We start from the raw sequence: 17,228 nt of genomic DNA on the forward strand, positions 1-17,228 counted from the left end.
GGCGGGAGTCCGTCTCCCGCCGCCAGGCGCAACGCCCGGCCTTTGCGCGGCGGCAGGCCGGGCGTATCCTTCATGTAGAATACTAGACCAACGGCAGGGAGGATGACCCATGCAGCCGGCCAATCCCGAGACGCGGACCCCGCAGGAATTTGAGAAGGTCCTAACGTCGAGTTCGACCGAAGTCGCCTCGTTCGACCGTCACGAAAAGAGTGCCCTCGAGCGCTTCCAGCATTTCCTGCATTCGAGCCCGGCAGCCGTAGCGCTCATCGTGCTTGTGCTGTCGATCGCCGTCTTCGGCATTATTCTCGGCGGCAAGTTCTTCTCCGCCTTCACGCTGACCCTCATTCTCCAGCAGGTCGCCATCGTCGGTATCGTCGGAGCGGCGCAGACGCTGGTCATCCTGACGAAGGGTATCGATCTCTCGGTCGGCGCCATCATGGTGCTCTCCTCGGTCGTCATGGGTCAGTTTGCCTTCCGCTACGGCCTTCCTCCCGAGCTGGCTGTGATCTGCGGTCTTGGCGTCGGCGCCTTCTGTGGCTTCATCAACGGCGTGCTCGTGGCGCGCATGAAGCTGCCGCCCTTCATTGTCACACTCGGCATGTGGCAGATCGTGCTCGCCACCAACTTCCTCTATTCCGCCAACGAGACGATCCGCAGCCAGGACATCGACGCCAACGCGCCGATCCTCAAGTTCTTCGGCGAGAACATCCGCATGGGTGGCGCGGTGCTGACCTATGGCGTTATCGCCATGGTGCTCCTCGTTGCACTCCTCTGGTACGTGCTGAACCACACCGCCTGGGGCCGCCACGTCTATGCGGTCGGTGACGATCCGGATGCGGCGGAACTCGCAGGCGTCAACGTCAAGCGCATGCTGATCTCCGTATACACGCTGTCCGGCCTCATCTGCGCGCTCGCCGGCTGGGCCTTGATCGGCCGAATCGGCTCGGTTTCCCCGACCGCCGGACAGTTTGCCAATATCGAATCCATCACGGCCGTGGTGATCGGCGGCATTTCGCTCTTTGGCGGGCGTGGCTCGATCCTCGGCATGATCTTCGGCGCGCTGATCGTTGGTGTCTTCCAGCTCGGCCTGCGCCTGATCGGCACGGACCCGCAATGGACCTATCTCTTGATCGGCGTTCTCATCATCGCCGCCGTGGCAATCGACCAGTGGATCAGAAAGGTAGCAGGCTGATGACCCAGGAACCCATTCTCACAGCCCGCGGCCTGGTCAAGCGTTACGGTCGCGTTACCGCCCTCGATCAGGCAGACTTCGATCTCTATCCAGGCGAAATCCTCGCCGTCATCGGCGACAACGGGGCCGGCAAGTCTTCGTTGATCAAGGCGATCTCCGGTGCCGTTTCGCCTGATGAGGGCGAGATCAGGCTCGAAGGCAAGCAGATCAACTTCCGTTCGCCGATCGATGCGCGCAATGCCGGCATCGAGACCGTGTACCAGAACCTCGCTCTGTCGCCGGCGCTCTCGATTGCGGACAACATGTTCCTCGGTCGCGAACTTCGCAAGCCGGGCGTCATGGGCAGTCTGTTCCGCAAGCTGGACCGGCCTGCAATGGAGAAGATCGCCCGCGACAAGCTCTCCGAACTCGGCCTGATGACCATCCAGAACATCAACCAGGCGGTGGAGACGCTCTCGGGCGGCCAGCGCCAGGGTGTGGCAGTCGCGCGTGCGGCGGCCTTTGGCTCGAAAGTGATCATCCTCGATGAGCCGACGGCCGCACTCGGGGTCAAGGAGAGCCGCAAGGTGCTCGAACTGATCCTTGACGTCCGCTCGCGCGGCCTGCCGATCGTACTGATCAGCCACAACATGCCGCATGTCTTCGAGGTGGCCGATCGCATCCATGTTCACCGCCTCGGAAAGCGTCTCTGCGTCATCAATCCGAAGGACTATACCATGTCGGATGCCGTCGCCTTCATGACTGGCGCCCGTCCGGCCCCAGAGGTCGAGCGCGCCGCATGACGCCGGTGCTGGATGATCTGATCACCGAGATCGAGCGGCGGGCGCAGGATGGTGCCCGCTTGCTCGTCGGCGTCGCCGGACCGCCTGGTGCGGGAAAGTCGACGCTGGCGGATCGCCTGCATGAAACTCTGACGGAGAGGGGCCACCGCAGCGCGGTCCTGCCAATGGATGGCTTCCACCTCGACAATGCGATCCTTGAAGAGCGCGGTGACATCGCGCGCAAGGGCGCTCCGCATACCTTTGACATCAGGGGCCTGGACGATCTCCTCAGGGCCATAAAGGCCGGCGGCGAAGTCTTTACGCCCGTCTTCGATCGTGACCGCGAACTCGCCATCGCCGCCGCGCGGTGCATTGCAGCGGAAGATCGCATCGTCATTGCCGAGGGCAATTATCTGCTGCTGGAGCAAGGACGCTGGGCGAGCCTGGCGGACCTCTTCGACCTCACCGTCATGGTCGCGCCGTCGATCGAAGAACTCGAGCGTAGGCTCGTGGCGCGCTGGACCCATTATGGTCTCACACCGGCACAGATCGATGCGAAAGTGAAAAGCAATGATTTGCCCAACGGTAGGCTGGTCATCGAACGCAGTCGGACGGCCGATTTCACCTTCGACACGTTCTGAACCTGTTTGGCTCAAGGCATAGTCGAGCCTGCGAAAATTCTTAAGTTCTAATTAAATGTGCCATCGGTAAAATTGTACCGGTTTGGTTCAGCGAATTTCAGCCTCCCCCTGATACAACTCCTCCATGAAAGGTTAACGCAGTTCCCGTCCGGCCTGGAAGGCTGACGGAGCCCGGGCTGGGCGTGTTTATGGGGGTTTTGGAAATGGCCATACTAATTGTCGAAGACAATCCGACCAATGCGATGATCATCAAGCATCTCGCAAGGAAGGTCACCGTCGAGGAGATCAAGGTCGCCGGCGACGGCAACACGGCACTGATGCTGTGTCATGCCGAGAATTTCGAAATGCTGATTGTCGACCACCTGCTGCCGGGCATGTCCGGTCTTCAGTTCGTCAAGGCCGTGCGCCTGATTGACCGTTACCGTGATGTTCCTGTGGTGATGGTGACGGCGGACGACGAGCCGCGTCTTCGCGAAGAAGCAAAAGCCGCCGGTATCACGGACTTCCTGCACAAGCCGGTTGAAGCGGTCGCGTTCCGCAAGCTGCTTTCGGATCACCTCGGCGCGGGCGCCGTGCATCCTGAACTGCGTTCGGCCTGATCGGAAGGAGCTGCACCATGAAGAGCATTATCGCTACGATACTTGCAATTGGTCTCTCGGCAACGGCGGCCCTCGCGCTGGAGGCGCCGAGTGGTCCGGTCGTGCTGACCGTGACGGGCAAGATCTCCAATACCAATGCCGGTGATGCCGCTCAGTTCGACATGGCGATGCTGGAGAAGCTGAAAGGCCGCAAGGGCGAGATGGAAACGCCCTGGACGACGGGCAAGGTCACCTTCGAAGGCCCGCTCCTGCGCGAGATCCTGGCTGCGGTCGGTGCGACCGGCACGAGCCTGAAGGTCCGTGCTCTGAACGACTACGCCGCCGATGTACCGGCCGAAGACGCCAAGCTCGACACCATCCTGGCAACCAAGCTCGACGGCAAGCCGATGTCGGTCCGCGACAAGGGTCCGCTGATGTTGGTCTATCCATTTGATCTCAACGCAGACCTGTTCAACGAGAAATACTTCTCGCGCTCAGTCTGGCAGATCAAGGAAATCGAGGTCGGCCAGTGACAATGACAGGCGCCACAGCACGGAAATTTGCAGGCGGAGGCACTGTTGCCTTCGTCCTGCAGACCGTGTCTGCGGTGCTTCTGATCGTGCTTCTGGTGCTCTTCGTCGATATCGCGCGCCAATACCGGATCATGGAGGATGGCGTCCGCGAAAACTCGCTCTGGTCCGTCTACCAACTGGACCGCGAAGTGCGGCAGTTCAATCATAGCCTGACCGGCGTAAAGGGCGATCCACAGGATGCCCGGCTGCTCGACGAACTGTCCCTGCGCTACGACATCCTCTATTCCCGCGTCTCCATCCTCGATCAGGCAAAATTCGGCACCTATTTTTCCGGCGACGAACACATTCGCGGCTACATCGCCGCCGTGACGGAAGGTGTCCGCAAGGTCCAGCCGATTTTCGATGACTACGCGGCCGGGACGGTGCCCACGTCCGAACAGTTGGAAGAGCTCGACGCGGCGCTGGTTTCCATGGGGCGCGTGGCAGAAGATTTCCTGCTGTATACTAACACCCGTGTCAGCCATGAGCGGGCCGATAGCCGGTCAACGATCCTCAACCTGGAGCGAACCTCCACCGTCATGCTGACCCTGCTGATGGTGTCGGTCGTCTTCCTCGTCGTCACGCTCAATCGACAGCTTCGCTCGGTCCGTCAGTCGAGCCACGAATTGCAGGTCATGGCGACTCAATTGAGCGAGGCCTATGAAGCGGCCGATGCCGGCAACCGCGCGAAGTCGCAGTTCATGGCCACCATGGGCCACGAGATCCGTACGCCGCTGAACGCGATCCTCGGCATGTCCGAACTGCTCGAACTCTCGGAGCTGCCCGACGACACGATCCAGAGCGTCAAAACCATCCGCTCGTCTGGCGAGGCGCTGCTCGAGATCATCAACGAGATCCTCGACTTCTCCAAGATCGAGCACGGCAAGCTCGAGCTGGAGGAGCGTGCCTTCGACGTTTGCGCGCTCGCCGAAAGCACGGTCAGCATCATCCGCGGCCGCGCCGACGATCACGAGAATACGGTGATCCTCGACCTGCCGGATTCCCTGCAGGCGCTCTACGTCAAGACCGACCCGACGCGTCTGCGCCAGGTTCTCCTCAATCTCCTGTCGAATGCCGTCAAGTTCACCCATCAGGGAACAGTCACTCTGCGCCTGCGCGACTTCTACCGCGAAGGCAAGCTGATGATCCGCTTCGAGGTGGAAGATACGGGCATCGGCATCGATGAGGCTGGCCTCGACAAGCTGTTCAAGCCCTTTTCCCAGGTCGATGCCTCAATCAGTCGTCGCTATGGCGGCACCGGTCTCGGCCTCACCATCTGTAAGCAGATCGTCGAGAAGCTCGGTGGCGAGCTCGGCATGAGCAGCACGGTCGGTGTCGGCTCGATCTTCTGGTTCGAACTGGGCGTTGTCCCGGTCACCCGCGAAGAGGCAAACGGCCTTGCTGCAAAGGTTGTCGCCGAAGAGACGCTGCCGCGTTGCCGCATCCTGTTGGTCGAAGACAACAAGGTCAACCAGATCGTCGCGACCCGTTTTCTGGCACGTCTGGGCCAGGACGTCGAGATCGCCAATGACGGTGCCGAAGCCGTATCCATCTCTCGCGAACAAGCCTTCGACCTCATCCTGATGGACATGCAGATGCCCGTCATGGACGGCATCGAGGCAACGAAGCGGATCATCGCGGAGCGCGGTCCCTCTGCTGATGCGCCGATCATCGCCATGACCGCCAACGCTTCCGACGATGACCGACGCCGCTGCCTGGAAGCGGGCATGCAGGGATTTGAATCCAAGCCAGTGACACTTGAGAGATTGAAGAAAATGATTGCCCATACCACGTCTTCCGCCCGCGAAAGCGTGCCGGCAGCGGCCACGACAACCGCCCCCCAGAAGCTCGAATTGCCTGAGCTCGATCTTGCCGAAATCCCGCTTCAGGCCATGCCTGCCCTCGGCATCGAAGGGCTGGACGAAGCGCGTCACGCCGAACTGGTGGATGCCCTGGGCGAAGAGGTGTTCCAGGAGTTGGTGGAGTCCTTCTTCGACGATGCGACCGGTCTGCTCGACGAGCTGAACGAGGCCCTTCGTCGCAACGATCCGGAGAAGATCGACCGGGTCCTGCATACTATCAAGGGCGCGGCCTCGAATGTCGGGCTCAATGATCTGGCCGTAAAGGCCCATGCGCTGCGCAGCCAGAGACCGGAGGCCGCGGATATCGAAATGCTGGGCGAGGAAATTCTCGCGCTGAAATTCAAACTGGTTGCCTGAGAAGCACGGAGGCGTTCATGCGTATTTTGTTGGTGGACGACAACAGCACCAATCTGAAGCTCCTGACGAAGCTCGTCGGTAAGCTCGATCACTGCGAAGCCCTGCCTTTTGCGAGTCCCGACGCTGTGCTGTCAGCCCTGCCGGAACTCGATTTCGACATTGCCATCATCGATTACCAGATGCCGGTCTATAACGGGGTGGAGCTCTACACGGAGATCGTCCGTTTCGAGAAATATGCCAACGTCCCGGTGATCTTCGTCACCGCCGACAAGGATATGACGACCCGCATGGCGGCTCTCAATGCCGGTGCGATCGATTTTCTGACCAAGCCGGTGAACCCCGTCGAGTTTCAGGCGCGCGTGCAGAACATCGTCAGCCTCGCCCGTGCCCGTCGCCAGCTTGCCGACCAGGCCGAGTGGCTTCGCCGTGAGGTCGAACGTGCCGTGGGCGAACTGCGTGAACGCGAGCAGGAAATCATCCATCGCCTGACGCTCGCTGCCGAATACAAGGACCCGGAAACGGCCCGCCACACATTGCGTGTCGCTGCCTATTCGGAAGCGATCGCGATCGAACTGGGACTGCCGAGCCATGTCTGCCACGACATTCGGCTCGCGGCCCCAATGCACGACATCGGCAAGGTCGCGATGCCCGATACGGTTCTTCTGAAACAGGGCCGCTTGACGGAAGCCGAATATCGCCAGATGCAGTCTCATGCCGAAATTGGCAGCGACATTCTCGGACGCTCCCGTTCATCACTTCTGCAACTGGCCTCGGAAATTGCCGCCAGCCACCATGAGCGCTGGGACGGTCAGGGCTATCCGAACCGGCTCGTCGGAACCGCGATCCCGATCTCCGGCCGCATCGTCTGCGTTGCCGACAATTTCGACGCGCTGACGACGGAACGCCCCTACAAGCCGGCCTGGAGCTTTGAGCGCACGGTCGAGCATATCCTCGGCCGTGCCGGCACCCAGTTCGATCCGGATTGTGTGGCCGCCTTCGAGCGGGCGCTTCCGCGGATCCAGGCAATCATGGAGCAGGATCGCCGCGAGCAGATGGAGGAGGCCGACAAGGCGGTGGCTTCCGCGAACGAACGGGTTGCCTGATCCTTTGATCCGGCGGGATGGACATGCTAAGGGCGGCGAGTTCTCGTCAAGCCGGAGGCTCGCCCCATGTCATCTCTCACCATCCGCCGCCCCGACGATTGGCATCTGCATCTGCGTGACGGCGCCATGCTGGAAGGCGTGATCGGCGACACCAGCCGGCACTTCGCCCGTGCGATCATCATGCCGAATCTCGTGCCGCCGGTGGTGACGACCGATGACGCGCGTGCCTATCGCGAGCGGATCCTGAAGGCGGTGCCTGAGGGCGATCGCTTTGAGCCATTGATGACGCTCTATCTCACGGAACACACCAATCCTGATGACGTGGAGGAGGGCAAGCGCTCGGGCCTGATCACGGCGGTGAAGCTCTATCCCGCAGGTGCGACGACGAACTCTCATGGCGGTGTGCGCGACATGGAAAAGGCCATGCCGGTGCTCGAGCGCATGGCCAAGGTTGGGCTTCCCCTCTGCGTTCACGGCGAGGTAACGACGCCCGAAGTCGACATCTTCGACCGTGAAAAGGTCTTTATCGACACGGTTCTCGAGCCGCTCCGCAAGCGCCTGCCGGAACTGAAGGTCACGATGGAGCATGTGACCACTGAGGACGGTATCCAGTATATCCGATCGGCCGATCGCAATCTCGCCGGCTCGATCACCACGCATCACCTGATCATCAACCGCAACGACATTCTCGTCGGCGGCATCCAGCCGCATTATTACTGCCTGCCGGTCGCCAAGCGCGAGAACCATCGCCAGGCACTCCGCAAGGCGGCTGTCTCTGGCGATGCGAGGTTCTTCCTCGGTACCGACAGCGCGCCGCATGTCGATCCGTTGAAAGAATGCGCCTGCGGCTGTGCCGGCATCTACACCTCGATCAATACCATGAGCTGCCTCGCCCATGTTTTCGAACAGGAGAACGCGCTGGACAAGCTCGAGGCCTTTACCTCGTTGAACGGGCCGGCCTGGTATGGCCTGCCCGCAAACGAGGAGACCATCACCCTCGTCAAGCGCCATGAGCCGGTCGAGTTTCCGGGCAAGATCTTCACGGGCGCCGGGTCGGTGACGGTCTTCAATCCAAAATTCCCGCTGCACTGGGACGTCGCCTGAACCAAAAATGCCTCGCTGATAAAGCGAGGCATTTGTTCATGTGTGGGGTAGGTTGAAACAACCTGCGTCAGGCTCCGAGCGAGCCAAGCTGCGGCCAGAGGCCAAGCACGCCGATCACGATAAGATAGAGCGCGACCACATAATTCAAAAGGCGCGGCATGATGAGTATCAGAATGCCGGCGATGAGGGCGACGAGCGGCTGGATGACGAGCGTGTTGTCCATGGATATCTGTCCTTCGTGGATGGTGAGCCGTAAAGATCTGTCGAGGCCGATTGTTCCATGCCACGCCCATCTGGCGGGTCGCCCGGCTAGCTGCTATTGCCGAAGCAACAAGACAGACAGGAGCGCCCGATGATCCAGACCCCCTTCACCGACCCGGCCGTCATGGCAGAACTCGTGGCGAAGATGCTGTGGGAGATCAAGGCGGTGCATTTCAATGCGGCCGAGCCCTACAAGCTTTCCTCGGGTATGCGGAGCCCCGTCTATATCGATTGCCGCAAGCTCCTCTCCTATCCGCGCGTGCGCTCAACCGTCATGGATTTTGCCGCAGCGACGCTCATGCGCAATGCCGGCTTCGAGCAGTTCGACTGCATCGCCGGCGGCGAGACGGCGGGCATCCCCTTCGCAGCCCTGCTTGCCGATCGTCTCGGCCTGCCGATGATCTACGTCCGCAAGGCTCCCAAGGGCCATGGCCGCAACGCACAGATCGAGGGCCATATGCCGGAAGGGGCGCGCGTTCTCGTCATCGAGGACCTGACGACGGCGGGCGGCAGCATGTTCAAGTTCATCGATGCCATCAGGGCTGCTGGCGGCGTCGTCGACCATGGCATCGCGCTCTTCTTCTATGGCATCTTCCCGGAGGCCGAGCAGCGTTTCGACGACGGCAAGGTCAAGCTCCACTACATCGCCACCTGGCGCAATGTCCTGGCCGTCGCCCGCGACCAGAAGCTGTTTGACGAGAAGACCCTGTCGGAAGTCGAGGCCTTCCTCGATGCCCCGCTCGAATGGTCCGGCCGCAATGGCGGGGTTTCGTCGCTCGCCTGAGCAAATGCTCACACTCGCACTGGAAATACAGTGCGACTTGGTTTAAATCGATTGAAACAGAAAACTGGGAGGTCGAGATGATCCTGTGTTGCGGCGAAGCGCTGATCGATATGTTGCCACGCGAAACCACGCTCGGCGAGCGCGCCTTTGCGCCCTATGCCGGCGGCGCGATCTTCAACACGGCGATTGCCCTGGGTCGCCTCGGCATCGACACCGGCTTCTTCACCGGCCTGTCCGATGACATGCTGGGCGATATCCTGCGCGACACGCTGAAATCTTCGGGCGTCGATTTCAGCTATTGCGCCACGCTCTCGCGACCCTGCACCATCGCCCTTGTCAAGCTGACCAACGGCCAAGCATCCTATGCCTTCTACGACGAAAACACGGCAGGCCGGATGATTACCGAAGCCGATCTGCCCAAGCTCGATGACAGCTGCGAGGCCCTGCATTTCGGCGCGATCAGCCTGATCCCGGAACCCTGCGGCTCGACCTATGAGGCGCTGATGACCCGCGAGCACAAGACCCGCGTGATCTCGCTCGACCCGAACATCCGCCCCGGCTTCATCAAGGACAAGGCGGCTCATCAGGCGCGCATTGCCCGCATGGCCGATATGTCCGACATCCTGAAATTCTCGGACGAGGACCTCGATTGGTTCGATCTCCAGGGCAGCCAGGACGAACGCGCCGCCTATTGGCTGACGCGCGGCGCCAAGCTCGTGGTGCTGACCAAGGGCGCGGAGGGCGCGACGGGCTATACTGCAAACTTCAAGGTCTCGGTGCCTTCGAACAAGGTCGAGGTGGTCGATACTGTCGGCGCCGGCGATACGTTTGATGCGGGTATCCTCGCTTCGCTCAAGCGCCAGGGTCTGCTGACCAAGGAAAAGGTCGCAACGCTCTCGGAAGAGGCGGTACGCGACGCGCTGACTGTGGGTGCGAAGGCGGCTGCCGTAACTGTATCGCGGGCAGGGGCCAACCCGCCGACGGCAGCCGAGATCGGATTCTGAGGCGCGGCCGCAAGAGTTGTTCTGTCGAGGTAGGTTTACGGTCGCCGCACTCCCGGTGACGCAGCTGAGCTGCAGCAGTCCTTCCGTCGGTAAAGCTTGACGCAAGTTCTGATTGCAACCATCTGCGCGCAGAAGGGAGTGCAATCATGAAAGTCGATACAGCCGCGAGCTATCAATTCTCGGAGCCACGAAAACTGGCGGGTGCGGATACGCAGGAATTCGAAGCGCTGCTATCTGCGAAAGCTGCGGACACGCGCAAAGCCGCAGACGACAGCGCCGAGAGCGAGCCACTCGATTTCACCAGCATGACCCGACAGGAACTGTTTGACTGGATGAACGAGCAGCTTCGGAGTGGCGAGATGTCCTTCGATGAAAGCTCGCCTTTCCTCGGCATGACGTTGAAGATCTCTGCGGAGACCGGCGAGTCTGTGGATATGGCGACCGACAACTCGCGCATCGACTTCACCGAGAAGGCGCGGCAGGGCGTCGAGTTTTACCAGGCGCATTTCGACTATGCATCGGCCGATAGGTTGCAGACTGCATTGGATAGAATGCTCGGAAGGCAGTAAGCCAGCTGCAATCCAGGTAGCGCTCAGGGCTGGCGAACCGGATTGACGATCGTACCGGCCATTTGCCTCGTCCCGATCAACCTTGAAGTCAGCAGGCAGGCGTCCCCGGAAGGTTTGCAAGCGCTGAAGGAGGTTTCGCGGAGTGCCTGCTAACGTGGTCAGACAGTTGTCGGACCGTAGGTTCCAGCCTCGTCAAACTGGATCAGAAAACGCTGTGATGCGACCTCGTCGAGTCCGTGATTGATGTTGGCCTGCTTCTCCAGGGCCTTGGTCAGCTTATCGTTCGCCTCGGGATCCTTGGCGCTGTCAATCACATCCTGAATGGACACGCCGAGTTTGTCGAGGCCGAGTTCCTTCTCCAGGCCCCGGACAGCGTCATCTCCGCCTTCCATCTTCAGTTTCCCGAGCGCTTTCTGCATGGCATCGACGAAGTCTTTTCTCGAGGCATAGTCCGCTTGGTCGACGCCGAGGGCTTTGCCGGTGCGGTCGATCAGATCCATTTTCAGCTTGTTGATGCTGACATGGTTCACGCTGAAGAGGGATTCCGAAACGTTTGCCTGCGCCCGCGTCGGCTGCTGATCGCTGCTGACCTGCTTTGTCATGCCATTTGCGACCGCCAGCAAGTCGTCGGAACCAGCGGCTTGCTGCCGGCTCGTTTGGATGGGGCCTGTCTGCTGGAGGATCAGAAGAGCCGCCAAATTTGTGGAGGGGACTATTGTCATGGGATTCTCTCGCTAGCTCGATACATCCAGATCATGGACGGTCCGAGCACCAGCGCCAAAGCCTCATGCAATAGCCGCGAACAGTGATTGAGTTCGCAACCTAGCAGCGAATCGTTAAAACTTCCAGATGCCGCATCAGATGGGAGTACTCGCGACTCACCCCATCTTCCGTTCCGCCAGCGCCGAGACCAACCCCGCCGTCGAGCTGTCATGCCCGGTCGCTGCGACCTTACCCTGCACCACCGGCAACAGCCCCGTCGCCAGTTCCTTGCCAAGCTCCACGCCCCACTGGTCGAAAGAATTGATGCGGAAGACGACGCCTTCGACGAAGACGCGGTGTTCGTAGAGCGCGATGAGGCGGCCGAGCGTGAAGGGGGTCAGCTGCTCATAGACGAAGGTGATCGACGGGCGGTTGCCGGAGAAGACGCGGTGCGGCGCGAGGAAATCGGCCTCTTCATCGGAGACGCCCTTGGCGGTCAGCTGGCTCTTGGCTTCAGCCAGCGTGCGGCCCTTCATCAACGCTTCCGACTGCGCGAGGCAATTGGCGATCAGCAGTTCGTGCTGGTGGCGGAGCTCCGGCTCGAAGCCGTTGGCTGCGATCAGGAACTCGGCCGGGATGACGCTCGTGCCCTGATGGATCAGCTGGTAGAAGGCGTGCTGGCCATTCGTGCCAGGCTCGCCCCAGACGACCGGACCCGACGCACCGTGGACTGGCTTGCCGTCGATCGTCACGCTCTTGCCGTTCGATTCCATATCGAGCTGCTGCAGATAGGCCGGAAAGCGCGAGAGACGCTGGTCATAGGGCAGGATTGCGCGCGTCTGGTAGCCGAGAACATTGCGGTGATAGACGCCGAGCGCGCCGAGCAGCATCGGCAGGTTCGCACGGAAGGGAGCGTTGCGGAAATGCTCGTCCATCGCATGGCCGCCTGCTAGGAAATCGCCGAAATTGTCAGGCCCGATGGCGATCATCAGCGGCAGGCCGATGGCCGACCAGATCGAATAACGACCGCCGACCCAGTCCCAGAAACCGAAGACGCGGGCCGGATCGATGCCGAAGGCCGCGACCTTGTCGAGCGCGGTGGACACCGCGCAGAAGTGGTGGCCGACAGCGGCTTCGCCGAGCGCACTGGCAATGAAGGCACGCGCCGTCTGGGCGTTGGTCATCGTCTCGATGGTGGTGAAGGTCTTCGAGGCGACGATGAAAAGGGTGGTCTCGGGTGTAAGCGTCTTCAGCGTGTCGGCGATATGGGCGCCGTCGATGTTGGAAACGAAGTGCAGCCGCGGTCCGTCATGGAAGGGCGAGAGCGCAAGCGTCGCCATGACAGGGCCGAGATCCGAGCCTCCAATGCCGATATTCACGACATCTGATATCGCCTTGCCGGTGGCGCCCTTCATCTCGCCGGAGCGGATGCCGTCAGCGAACTTGCCCATGGCCTCAAGAACGCCGTTTACGTCAGGCATGACGTCGCGCCCATCGACCATGACAGGACGGTTCGAGCGGTTGCGAAGCGCGGTATGGAGAACGGCGCGACCTTCGGTGAAGTTGATCGGCGCGCCCGAGAACATCTCGTCGCGCTTTTCTTCAACGCCGGCCGCCGTCAGCAACTGCTCGAGCTGTTCGAGCACGTCGTCATTCACGGCGCATTTGGAATAATCCATCAACAGGTCATCGAGCGAAGCGGAAAACCGGCTGAAGCGCTGCGGATCTGCGGCAAAGGCGGCGCGCAGGTCTTCGGCATGGGTGGCGGCGACCGTGCTCGTCAGCGTGTCGATGATGGATTGCATCGGAATGTCCCTGGTTCGACGATGATGTCGGGGACCTTATTAGCGACTTGAGACGGGATCAAGACGAAGGGGAGGCTAGAGCCTCCCCAAATTTAAATCGATTTATTTCCCGTCGCGCAGCTCTCGCCTTAGGATCTTGCCGACATTGGTTTTCGGCAGTTCGGTGCGGAATTCGATATAGCGCGGCCGCTTGTAATTGGTGAGGTTGGCAGCGCAATGCGCCTTCAGCTCGTCGATGGTGAGGTTCTCGTCCTTCTTGACGACAAAGAGCTTCACCGCCTCACCCGAATGCTCGTCCGGCACGCCGACGGCGGCACATTCGAGCACGCCGGCATGCATGACAGCGACTTCCTCGATCTCGTTCGGATAGACGTTGAAGCCGGAGACGAGGATCATGTCCTTCTTGCGGTCGACGATCTTCACATAGCCGCGCTCATCCATCAGGCCCATATCGCCGGAGCGGAAGAAGCCGTCGTCGCTCATGACCTTGGCGGTTTCTTCCGGACGCTGCCAATAACCGGCCATGACCTGTGGGCCGCGAATGCAGATCTCGCCCACTTCGCCGATCGCCAATGTAGCGCCGTCCTCGTCGCGGATTTCGATGTCGGTCGAAGGCAGCGGCAGGCCGATCATGCCGGTGAATTCGCGCGCATCCAGGCGGTTAACGGTCGCGACCGGCGATGTCTCCGAGAGGCCGTAGCCTTCGGTGATCGGACGGCCGGTCATCTCGAGCCAGCGTTCGGCAACCGGACGCTGGATGGCCATGCCGCCGCCGAGCACCAGCATCAGCGAAGAGAAGTCGATCTTCTTGAATTCCGGGTTGTTCATCATCGCGTTGAACAGCGTGTTGAGGCCCGGGAAGACATGCGCCTTGAAGCTCTGCAGCTCCTTGATGAAGGCCGGGATGTCGCGCGGATTGGCGATCAGCAGGTTGTGGCCGCCAAGCGCCACGCCCATCAGCGAATTCACCGTGAGTGCGAAGATATGGTAGAGCGGCAGCGCGCAGACAAAATTCAGGACATCGGGACGACCTTGTCCTGCGAATGCAGCTTCGAGCCACAGCGCGATCTGCTGCTTGTTGGCGAGCAAGTTGGCATGGGTGAGCGTCGCGCCCTTGGAAACGCCGGTTGTGCCGCCGGTATACTGCAGGAAGGCGACATCGCTGGACACCACGTCGACAGGCTTCAGCGCAAGTTTCTCGCCTTTGGCCAGCATCGCCTTGAAGCCCGTGTGACCAGGGATCGACCAGGCCGGGACCAGCTTCTTCACCTTGCGGACGACGAGATTGACGATATGGCCCTTCAAACCCAGCATGTCGCCCATGGTGCAGACCACGACATGCTTGACGTCGGTATGCGCCACGACCTGCTCGACCGTATGGGCAAAGTTTTCCAGAACGATGATTGCCTTGGCGCCGGAATCCTTGAGCTGGTGCTCGAGTTCACGAGGCGTATAGAGCGGGTTGACGTTCACCACTGTCATGCCAGCACGCAGGATGCCATATACGGTAACGGGGTTCTGCAGGATGTTCGGCGTCATGACGGCAACGCGGTCGCCCTTCACGAGGCCCTTCGACTGCAGCCAGGCCCCGACCTTGCGGGATTGCTGTTCCAGTTCGCGGAAGGTCATGCCGCGGCCCATGCTGGAGAAGGCGAGGCGATCGGCAAATTTCGCGCAGCTCGCTTCGAAAAGCGCCCCGAGCGAAGAATGCGCATGCGGTGCGATCTCGGCCGGAACCGATGCCGGATAGGAGTTGACCCAGATTTTTTCTGCGGCGCGGCCGCTGAGGCGGCTCAGGGTTTCCGTCATGTAATCCTCCCGAAAATCATTGGTCTGCCAGGCACGCCCATTCGGGACTGGTTCCTCCTCAGGCCCCGAAAGCTTATGCTTTCGCACCGGCAGTGCAAGTGTGGGAAGGCTATATAACCTTGACGTAAACGTCAACATTGCGTCGCCCGGCTTTGCAAGTCGTTTGTGAGGAACCATGGGCTGGGGAGTCCGTTACCTCTTCATCGACAACAAAGAAGGAGGACTTCCCATGTTGCAGGAAAACCGTAACACCGCCGCCGGCCAGGATCCTTACGTCAAGGATACTCCGAGCCTGATCGCCAGCGACAAGGTCGAAGGCACAGCCGTCTATGGCCGCGATGGCGACCGCATCGGCTCCATTCAACGCCTCATTCTCGAAAAGAAGGGTGGCCGTGTCGCTTATGCGGTTCTGGGTTTCGGCGGCTTCTGGGGCATCGGCGACGACTACTATCCGCTCCCCTGGGAAAAGCTGACCTATGACGAGAGCCTTGATGGCTATCGCATCGATCTTACCAAGGAGCAAGTCGAAGGTGCCCCGCGCGCCACTGACGACAGCAACGAATGGTATCGCAACAATGGCCGTTCGGTCTACGACTACTATGGCGTTCCGCCATATTGGATCTGATCCGAACGATCCCCAACCGACCATGGAAGGGCCTCGTAACTCGGGGCCCTTTTTGGCGTTCGGATCGGTGGTATTGGGCAAAGTGGACGGCAGCGTAATCGCGCTGCAGCAGGAGAGACGTCAATCAACCCGCCCGAGCCCGTACTAAAGTTTACGGCACTCGCGCCCGACGGCGCTCATGGCACAGAATGTCTCTGCGGGGAAGGGAATGGCTTCACAATATTTCGGGAAATGGTGCCGCTTGCAGGACTCGAACCTGCGACCCCATCATTACGAATGATGTGCTCTACCACCTGAGCTAAAGCGGCCAGCGCTGGAGCGGGAGAAACCCGTCGCGTTTGGTGAGGGGGCTGATACAGGGATTGCCTGCTGATTTCAAGACGCATTTCGGCGGCGGCGGAAAAATTCCGCAGCCGCCTTGTTTGGCTGCCGATTATTGGAGCGGCCACGACTTCGGCCAGTTCGCAGGATCAATGGCCTCGTTTTCGTCGATTTCGGACGGGCAGTCCCTGGACGCTTCCTCAACGAGCACGAGTTGCGGGCCCATTGCGCCTTTTGCGAATTTCCATTCGTTGTAGGTCCCGCAATCGCCCACGCCGCGTCCCTTGAAAAAGGCGGAGAGGGCCTTCGCTTCGTAATCATAACTCAGATTGAAGGCGCTGGTGACGGCACTCGGTGCGCCCTCCTGCATCGTCGGGAAAGGCAGCGCCGAGACCGTGCCATAGACTTCCACGAAGACGGCATAGGGAAAATTGTAGGCGCCGCCCATGCCGCAGGGCGTTACATAAAGTGTCTGCTCCTCGGCAAGTTTGTGGGCAAGCGCGTTACCGTCGAGCATGGCTTCTTCCGTTTCCGCGCATTCGCCCCCTTCGGCGAAGCGGGCCCGCACGGCTTCCGGAAAGTCCGCGAAGCGGCGGATGTCCGAGACTGGCGGCGGCGGATTTGGGGCCTTATCGCCCTTGGCGCTCATGGCATCGACGTGACCGACACGTTTCTGGAACTCGTCAATGAACAGCAGGCTTGCGGCAGCGCCAGCCAGCGGGATCTCGCCTGCCGCGGTCATTTGACCGCGGGAGATGGTGATCTTCGCCGTGGTGCCATTCTTCAGGCTGTCGATCAGGCCGTTGCTGATGACGTCGCCGGACAGCGAGAGCGCGGCGGTATTCGCGTCAACAGCGATGTCGGCGTTCTGGAAGCTCACCGGCGCCCCGCCATCGACCGAAATCGCAACGGCAATCTCATCCTCGCCCTCGAGAAGCGCGCTCTCGGACGGGGAGATCAAAAGCGCGACGGGCGCTTCCGGCAAGCCGCTGCGCTGCAGTTCGAAACCTGAGACGGGGCTGTCTGAGATGAACTGGCGCATACTGCAGGACAGTGTCTGCGAGCAGCTCACCTGCCAGGATTTGAACTCCTTATAGGCGCCGTCGGCAGCGTTGACGGCAAAGGCGCTGCCGGCCAGAGCGGCAAGCGTTAGGCTCAAGGTGGATAGACGCATGTCG

Annotated in this window: 17 protein-coding genes and 1 tRNA gene; 12 read left to right on the top strand and 6 right to left on the bottom strand. The window is 60.8% G+C overall.

Annotated features, from left to right (window positions below):
- The first annotated feature begins 109 nt into the window (after positions 1-109).
- The 8 genes from ACQKP1_RS02010 (at position 110) to pyrC (ending at position 8,170) form a co-directional block, all read left to right on the top strand.
- On the top strand, positions 110-1,192 hold the full coding sequence (locus ACQKP1_RS02010; protein WP_427273997.1) for an ABC transporter permease: 1,083 nt from the start codon (positions 110-112) through the stop codon (positions 1,190-1,192).
- A complete protein-coding gene (locus ACQKP1_RS02015) occupies positions 1,192-1,974 on the top strand; it encodes an ATP-binding cassette domain-containing protein (RefSeq protein WP_427273998.1) in 783 nt (260 codons plus the stop codon). The genes ACQKP1_RS02010 and ACQKP1_RS02015 overlap by 1 nt, the downstream gene beginning before the upstream one ends.
- A complete protein-coding gene (locus ACQKP1_RS02020) occupies positions 1,971-2,594 on the top strand; it encodes a nucleoside/nucleotide kinase family protein (protein ID WP_427273999.1) in 624 nt (207 codons plus the stop codon). Before ACQKP1_RS02015 ends, ACQKP1_RS02020 begins: the two co-directional genes overlap by 4 nt.
- A 203-nt stretch (positions 2,595-2,797) precedes the next feature.
- Positions 2,798-3,193, top strand: coding sequence for a response regulator (locus tag ACQKP1_RS02025; protein ID WP_427274000.1), 396 nt, complete (start codon positions 2,798-2,800; stop codon positions 3,191-3,193).
- 17 nt (positions 3,194-3,210) lie between these two features.
- Entirely contained in the window at positions 3,211-3,705 is a 495-nt protein-coding gene (locus ACQKP1_RS02030) for a molybdopterin-dependent oxidoreductase (RefSeq protein ID WP_427274001.1), read from the top strand.
- 2 nt (positions 3,706-3,707) lie between these two features.
- Complete coding sequence (locus ACQKP1_RS02035) at positions 3,708-5,963, top strand: ATP-binding protein (RefSeq protein ID WP_427274002.1); 2,256 nt, start codon at positions 3,708-3,710, stop codon at positions 5,961-5,963.
- Between the two features lie 17 nt (positions 5,964-5,980).
- Positions 5,981-7,066: an HD domain-containing phosphohydrolase gene (locus ACQKP1_RS02040; protein ID WP_427274003.1), complete on the top strand. Its 1,086-nt coding sequence runs from the start codon at positions 5,981-5,983 to the stop codon at positions 7,064-7,066.
- A 66-nt stretch (positions 7,067-7,132) separates the two neighbouring features.
- A complete protein-coding gene (pyrC, locus tag ACQKP1_RS02045) occupies positions 7,133-8,170 on the top strand; it encodes a dihydroorotase (protein WP_427274004.1) in 1,038 nt (345 codons plus the stop codon).
- Positions 8,171-8,237: 67 nt separating this feature from the next.
- Here pyrC and ACQKP1_RS02050 read toward each other — a convergent pair whose 3' ends face one another.
- Positions 8,238-8,393: a DUF3096 domain-containing protein gene (locus ACQKP1_RS02050; RefSeq protein ID WP_427274005.1), complete on the bottom strand. Its 156-nt coding sequence runs from the start codon at positions 8,391-8,393 to the stop codon at positions 8,238-8,240.
- 129 nt (positions 8,394-8,522) lie between these two features.
- Between ACQKP1_RS02050 and ACQKP1_RS02055 the strand changes: the two genes are divergently transcribed.
- The 3 genes from ACQKP1_RS02055 to ACQKP1_RS02065 all read left to right on the top strand — a co-directional run bounded on the left by ACQKP1_RS02055 (position 8,523) and on the right by ACQKP1_RS02065 (position 10,788).
- Complete coding sequence (locus ACQKP1_RS02055; RefSeq protein WP_427274006.1) at positions 8,523-9,215, top strand: orotate phosphoribosyltransferase; 693 nt, start codon at positions 8,523-8,525, stop codon at positions 9,213-9,215.
- A 77-nt stretch (positions 9,216-9,292) separates the two neighbouring features.
- Positions 9,293-10,219: a carbohydrate kinase family protein gene (locus tag ACQKP1_RS02060; protein WP_427274007.1), complete on the top strand. Its 927-nt coding sequence runs from the start codon at positions 9,293-9,295 to the stop codon at positions 10,217-10,219.
- Between the two features lie 146 nt (positions 10,220-10,365).
- Positions 10,366-10,788 (top strand): hypothetical protein, encoded by a 423-nt coding sequence (locus tag ACQKP1_RS02065; protein ID WP_427274008.1) that lies wholly within the window; start codon positions 10,366-10,368, stop codon positions 10,786-10,788.
- A gap of 158 nt (positions 10,789-10,946) precedes the next feature.
- Here ACQKP1_RS02065 and ACQKP1_RS02070 read toward each other — a convergent pair whose 3' ends face one another.
- The 3 genes from ACQKP1_RS02070 to ACQKP1_RS02080 all read right to left on the bottom strand — a co-directional run bounded on the left by ACQKP1_RS02070 (position 10,947) and on the right by ACQKP1_RS02080 (position 15,104).
- A complete protein-coding gene (locus tag ACQKP1_RS02070) occupies positions 10,947-11,390 on the bottom strand; it encodes a hypothetical protein (RefSeq protein ID WP_427274009.1) in 444 nt (147 codons plus the stop codon).
- 276 nt (positions 11,391-11,666) lie between these two features.
- Positions 11,667-13,295, bottom strand: coding sequence for a glucose-6-phosphate isomerase (gene pgi, locus ACQKP1_RS02075; protein WP_427274010.1), 1,629 nt, complete (start codon positions 13,293-13,295; stop codon positions 11,667-11,669).
- A 102-nt stretch (positions 13,296-13,397) separates the two neighbouring features.
- Positions 13,398-15,104 carry a long-chain fatty acid--CoA ligase gene (locus ACQKP1_RS02080; RefSeq protein WP_427274011.1) on the bottom strand — a complete coding sequence of 569 codons (1,707 nt, stop codon included), beginning with the start codon at positions 15,102-15,104 and terminating at the stop codon, positions 13,398-13,400.
- A gap of 229 nt (positions 15,105-15,333) precedes the next feature.
- Here ACQKP1_RS02080 and ACQKP1_RS02085 point away from each other — a divergent pair, with 229 nt between their 5' ends.
- Positions 15,334-15,729 (top strand): PRC-barrel domain-containing protein, encoded by a 396-nt coding sequence (locus ACQKP1_RS02085; RefSeq protein ID WP_427274012.1) that lies wholly within the window; start codon positions 15,334-15,336, stop codon positions 15,727-15,729.
- Between the two features lie 232 nt (positions 15,730-15,961).
- Here ACQKP1_RS02085 and ACQKP1_RS02090 read toward each other — a convergent pair.
- Both ACQKP1_RS02090 and ACQKP1_RS02095 read right to left on the bottom strand, forming a co-directional pair.
- Positions 15,962-16,037, bottom strand: a tRNA-Thr gene (locus ACQKP1_RS02090).
- Between the two features lie 125 nt (positions 16,038-16,162).
- Entirely contained in the window at positions 16,163-17,224 is a 1,062-nt protein-coding gene (locus ACQKP1_RS02095; RefSeq protein WP_427274013.1) for a DUF1176 domain-containing protein, read from the bottom strand.
- Positions 17,225-17,228 lie beyond the last annotated feature (4 nt).

The organism is Allorhizobium sp. NPDC080224, assembly GCF_050281005.1.
GTDB lineage: Bacteria > Pseudomonadota > Alphaproteobacteria > Rhizobiales > Rhizobiaceae > Allorhizobium.

Excerpts from the sequence above, each read along its gene's own strand:
- ACQKP1_RS02010 (WP_427273997.1), top strand. The coding sequence starts at position 110 with ATGCAGCCGGCCAATCCCGAGACGCGGACCCCGCAGGAATTTGAGAAG.
- ACQKP1_RS02015 (WP_427273998.1), top strand. The coding sequence starts at position 1,192 with ATGACCCAGGAACCCATTCTCACAGCCCGCGGCCTGGTCAAGCGTTAC.
- ACQKP1_RS02020 (WP_427273999.1), top strand. The coding sequence starts at position 1,971 with ATGACGCCGGTGCTGGATGATCTGATCACCGAGATCGAGCGGCGGGCG.
- ACQKP1_RS02025 (WP_427274000.1), top strand. The coding sequence starts at position 2,798 with ATGGCCATACTAATTGTCGAAGACAATCCGACCAATGCGATGATCATC.
- ACQKP1_RS02030 (WP_427274001.1), top strand. The coding sequence starts at position 3,211 with ATGAAGAGCATTATCGCTACGATACTTGCAATTGGTCTCTCGGCAACG.
- ACQKP1_RS02035 (WP_427274002.1), top strand. The coding sequence starts at position 3,708 with ATGACAGGCGCCACAGCACGGAAATTTGCAGGCGGAGGCACTGTTGCC.
- ACQKP1_RS02040 (WP_427274003.1), top strand. The coding sequence starts at position 5,981 with ATGCGTATTTTGTTGGTGGACGACAACAGCACCAATCTGAAGCTCCTG.
- pyrC (WP_427274004.1), top strand. The coding sequence starts at position 7,133 with ATGTCATCTCTCACCATCCGCCGCCCCGACGATTGGCATCTGCATCTG.
- ACQKP1_RS02050 (WP_427274005.1), bottom strand. The coding sequence starts at position 8,393 with ATGGACAACACGCTCGTCATCCAGCCGCTCGTCGCCCTCATCGCCGGC.
- ACQKP1_RS02055 (WP_427274006.1), top strand. The coding sequence starts at position 8,523 with ATGATCCAGACCCCCTTCACCGACCCGGCCGTCATGGCAGAACTCGTG.
- ACQKP1_RS02060 (WP_427274007.1), top strand. The coding sequence starts at position 9,293 with ATGATCCTGTGTTGCGGCGAAGCGCTGATCGATATGTTGCCACGCGAA.
- ACQKP1_RS02065 (WP_427274008.1), top strand. The coding sequence starts at position 10,366 with ATGAAAGTCGATACAGCCGCGAGCTATCAATTCTCGGAGCCACGAAAA.
- ACQKP1_RS02070 (WP_427274009.1), bottom strand. The coding sequence starts at position 11,390 with ATGACAAAGCAGGTCAGCAGCGATCAGCAGCCGACGCGGGCGCAGGCA.
- pgi (WP_427274010.1), bottom strand. The coding sequence starts at position 13,295 with ATGCAATCCATCATCGACACGCTGACGAGCACGGTCGCCGCCACCCAT.
- ACQKP1_RS02080 (WP_427274011.1), bottom strand. The coding sequence starts at position 15,104 with ATGACGGAAACCCTGAGCCGCCTCAGCGGCCGCGCCGCAGAAAAAATC.
- ACQKP1_RS02085 (WP_427274012.1), top strand. The coding sequence starts at position 15,334 with ATGTTGCAGGAAAACCGTAACACCGCCGCCGGCCAGGATCCTTACGTC.
- ACQKP1_RS02095 (WP_427274013.1), bottom strand. The coding sequence starts at position 17,224 with ATGCGTCTATCCACCTTGAGCCTAACGCTTGCCGCTCTGGCCGGCAGC.